Genomic DNA, 4,246 nt, shown 5'->3' on the forward strand with positions numbered 1-4,246 from the left:
ACCCCTAACACCTACCCCCCAACCCCCGGTTCTTAGACTTTATAAAACCGGAGACTTAGCCCGTTATTTACCCGATGGTAATATCGAATACTTGGGACGGATTGACAATCAAGTAAAAGTTCGCGGCTTCCGTATTGAGTTGGGTGAAATCGAAGCCATTGTTAGTCAACATCCCCAAGTTCAAGGTGCTGCGGTAATTGTCCGAGAAGACACCCCCGGAGATAAGCGCCTCGTAGCATACATTACAGCAGAACCTTCAGCAATCCCCAGCAGCAACGAACTACGGCAATACCTAAAAGCGAAGTTACCAGATTATATGGTGCCGAGTGCTTTTGTGTTATTGGAGACTTTGCCTTTAACTCCGAGTGGCAAAGTCGATCGTCGTGCTTTACCCTCACCTTCCGATCGCAGAAGTTCAGACACAATTGTTTTACCCCGGAATTCTGTAGAATTGAAACTCACACAAATCTGGTCAAAAATTCTCAAACTTGACCTAGTGGGGGTAAAAGATAACTTTTTTGACCTTGGAGGTCATTCCCTATTAATTCCTTATTTAATGGCGCAAATTAAGCAGCTGTTTAATAAGGATATCCCTTTAGCTACTCTCTTGCAAAATCCGACGATCGAACTGTTAGCAACTGTGGTGCAAAAAGATAAAGATGTGGATACTAAGAGTGATTCTCCAATGCTAGCAATTCAGCCTGTGGGTGAGCAGTTACCTTTATTCTGTGTTCCCGGATCGGGTGGCTATTCATTATACTTGTATAACTTGGCTCGTTGTCTTCCTCCAAACCAACCTTTCTACACTTTCCAAGCAAATTATTACCAGCAGGAAATAGCGCCTGTTACCCATATTGAGGAAGTAGCTGCTCGCTACATTCAGGCTATCCAGACAGTACAACCCCAAGGCCCATATTTTTTAGCTGGGCATTCTTTTGGTGGTAAAGTAGCTTATGAAATGGCACAGCAGTTGCTCGATCGGGGAGAAGAAGTGGCTCTGTTGGCTATTCTTGATACGACACCACCAGGCTTTGGAAAAACATCGGATGATTGGGATGATACTCAATGGTTGATTGATTTGGTTGGTGCAATGAAAGCTACTTTTGCATCTGATTTGGAGTTGGATGTCGAGAAGCTTTTATCTTTGGCTCCAGATGCACAAATTCAATATGTTCTGGAGTATGTGAAAATGTTTGATATCCTACCTCCTGATGCTGATTCTACTTATTTGTCGCATCTATTGCAATCTTTCATGGCTGACCATAAAGCTAAGTATTCCCCACAACAACAGGTTTATCCTGTCCGCATTACTTTGTTTCGCTCTAGTGAAATTAAAATCGAAGAAAATGAGTCTTTCCGTGACGTTTTTCAGGATTCCACCTTTGGTTGGAGTACTATTTCTGGAGTACCTGTAGATGTTCATTTTGTCCCTGGCAATCATACGACGATGTTGCATTTCCCTCATGTTCAGGTTTTAGCCCAACAGTTGAATACTTGCATCCAGCAAGCAAAATTAACAACTAAAAACGGGCAATCCGCCTTCTCTGGCTTTTGAAGATTCCGCCCTTTGTGGGCGGATTATGTGCCGAGTGTTGAAGTTTGGTAAAAAAAGATTTTAAGGAACTCAAATGAACACAAAAGTAACAGAAACTTATCCGCTTTCTTATGGTCAACAAGCCTTATGGTTTATCTATCAAATGGCTCCAGAAAGCGTTGTATATAATACGTATATTACGGTAAAAATTAACTCAGAACTAAATATTCCTACTTTCATTAGTGTGTGGAATAAGATTTTTAAACGCCATCCGATTCTCCGAACCACCTATACCACTCACAAAGGCAAACCCGTTCAACAAATCAATAAAGAATTGAAATTTACTATTGACTTAACAGATGCCTCCACTTGGAGTGAAGATTATTTAAAAGAAAAAATATTTGCCCAAACCGATCGCCCTTTTAACCTAGAAACAGATTCCGTTTTGCGGATTAATTTGTTTACTTGTTCGGAAAAAGAACATATTCTCTTGCTAACCATGCACCACATTGCAGCTGATATGTGGTCTTTTGATTTACTGCTGAAGGAATTTCAGGATTTGTATACTGCCCAAATCAAATCAGTGAGTCAAGAACAAACAGAGATTTTTGAAGGCTCTTTGACCCAGAATAAATCATATACAGATTTTGTGCGATGGCAGTCAGAAATGCTATCAGATGAGAGGGGAGAAAAACATTGGCAATACTGGAAAAAACAATTAGCTGGTGATTTGCCAATTTTGAATTTACTCCCAGACAAACCCCGTCCTCCCCTACAAACTTATCAAGGAGAATCATATCTTTTAAGATTAGATGAGCAATTAATTCAAAAACTCAATAACCTGGCTCAAACCTCTGGCGAAAGCCTTTATCGGATTCTGCTAACCGCATTTTACGTATTGGTTTATCGCTACACCAATCAAGAAGACATTCTCATTGGAAGTCCGATGAGAGGACGTTGGACTGGAGATTTTCAAGAAATTGTTGGCTACTTCGTTAATCTGATCCCTTTACGAATTTCTGTTGAGAAAAACGTCAAATTCGCAGAACTTCTCACTCAAGTTAGCAACACCGTAAAAGAAGGTCAAAATCATCAAGACTATCCGTTTTCTCGCTTGGCAGAACTACTCGAAGCCCAGCGAGATCCAAGTCGCCCTCCTTTATGTCAAGTGAGTTTCGGCTGGCAAAGGCAGCATTGGTGTAAAGCTAGTGGAGAACAAGTGCTGGAAATGGAGCCATACTTACTCGCACATCAACGGGGTGCGGACTTCGATCTGATTTTAGCAGTGATGGAAGCTCAGGAAGTTTTGCAGCTATGCTGGCAATATAATACTGACTTGTTTGAAGCGAGATCGATCGCACGCATGGCAGGGCATTTTGTGACCTTGCTGGAAAGTATCGTTGCTAATCCACAGCAGCAGATTTGGCAATTAACTCTGCTGAGTGAAGTTGAGCAACAGCAGTTATTAGTTGAGTGGAACAATACTCAAGCAGATTATCCGGCTAATCAGTGTGTCCATCAGTTGTTTGAACAACAGGTCGAGAAAACACCAGATGCAGTAGCAGTAGTGTTTGAGAATCAACAACTAACTTATCGGGAATTGAATAATCGATCGAATCAGTTAGCCCATTATTTGCGCTCTTTAGGTGTAGGTGCAGATGTGCTCGTGGGGATTTGTGTGGAACGTTCAATAGAAATGATAGTGGGACTGTTGGGGATTCTCAAAGCCGGAGGAGCATACCTTCCCCTTGACAGCGAATATCCCACAGAGCGGTTACGCTTCATGCTCGATGACTCCCAGGTTTCGGTGCTGTTGACACAACAAAAATTACTCGACTCTCTTGGCGAACATAGAGCACAAATCTTTTGTCTGGATACAGAGTGGCAAGGGATTCAACAGAGAAGTCAGGAGAATTTGAACTCTGTTGTAACACTAGAAAACTTAGCTTATGTAATTTACACCTCTGGTTCTACAGGTAAACCCAAAGGGGTGATGGTGGAACATCAGGGATTGTGTAACCTAGCCATAGCTCAGATTCAGACATTTGGCTTAGATAGCGATAGTCGGGTTCTCCAATTTGCCTCCTTCAGTTTTGATGCTTCGATATCGGAAGTGCTGATGGCTTTTGGCTCAGGAGCAACACTATATCTGGGAAGCAAAGAAGCTCTGATGCCGGGGGAGGCATTAATGGAGCGATTACGCGATGATGAAATAACTCATATAACCTTACCACCCTCAGCACTGGCAGTCCTGCCCAGAGAAGAATTACCAACACTCTCGACAATTATTGTCGCCGGAGAAGCTTGTCCGATCGAACTGATGCAACAATGGTCGGTAGGGAGAAACTTTTACAACGCTTATGGGCCAACAGAAGCTAGTGTCTGTGCCACGATTGCTCAATGCACTGATAATGATGACAAAATCTCGATCGGACGACCCATAGCTAACACCCAAGTTTACATCCTCGATCGATATCTGCAACCAGTACCGATCGGAGTACCAGGAGAATTGCACATCGGTGGAGTGGGATTAGCTAGAGGCTACCTGAACCGACCAGAATTAACTAATGAGAAGTTCATAGACAGTCCCTTCGGGGATAGGGGTCAGGTGTTAGGGTGTAGGGAAGAAGAATTTCCCCAACCCCTAACACCTACCCCCCAACCCCCGGTTCTTAGACTTTATAAAACCGGAGACTTAGCCCGTTATTTACC

The 4,246-nt window shown here is 42.8% G+C and carries 2 protein-coding genes; both read left to right on the forward strand.

Features of this window, described 5'->3' with window-relative positions:
* The coding region (locus tag IQ264_RS31710; RefSeq protein ID WP_193986600.1) for a thioesterase domain-containing protein at nucleotides 1-1,555 on the forward strand (1,555 nt) is incomplete at its 5' end.
* Nucleotides 1,556-1,628: 73 nt separating this feature from the next.
* Nucleotides 1,629-4,246 (forward strand): non-ribosomal peptide synthetase (locus IQ264_RS31715; protein WP_193986602.1); only part of this gene is annotated, 2,618 nt, incomplete at its 3' end.

Source organism: [Phormidium] sp. LEGE 05292 (assembly GCF_015207735.1).
Classification (GTDB): Bacteria; Cyanobacteriota; Cyanobacteriia; order Cyanobacteriales; family Aerosakkonemataceae; genus Floridanema.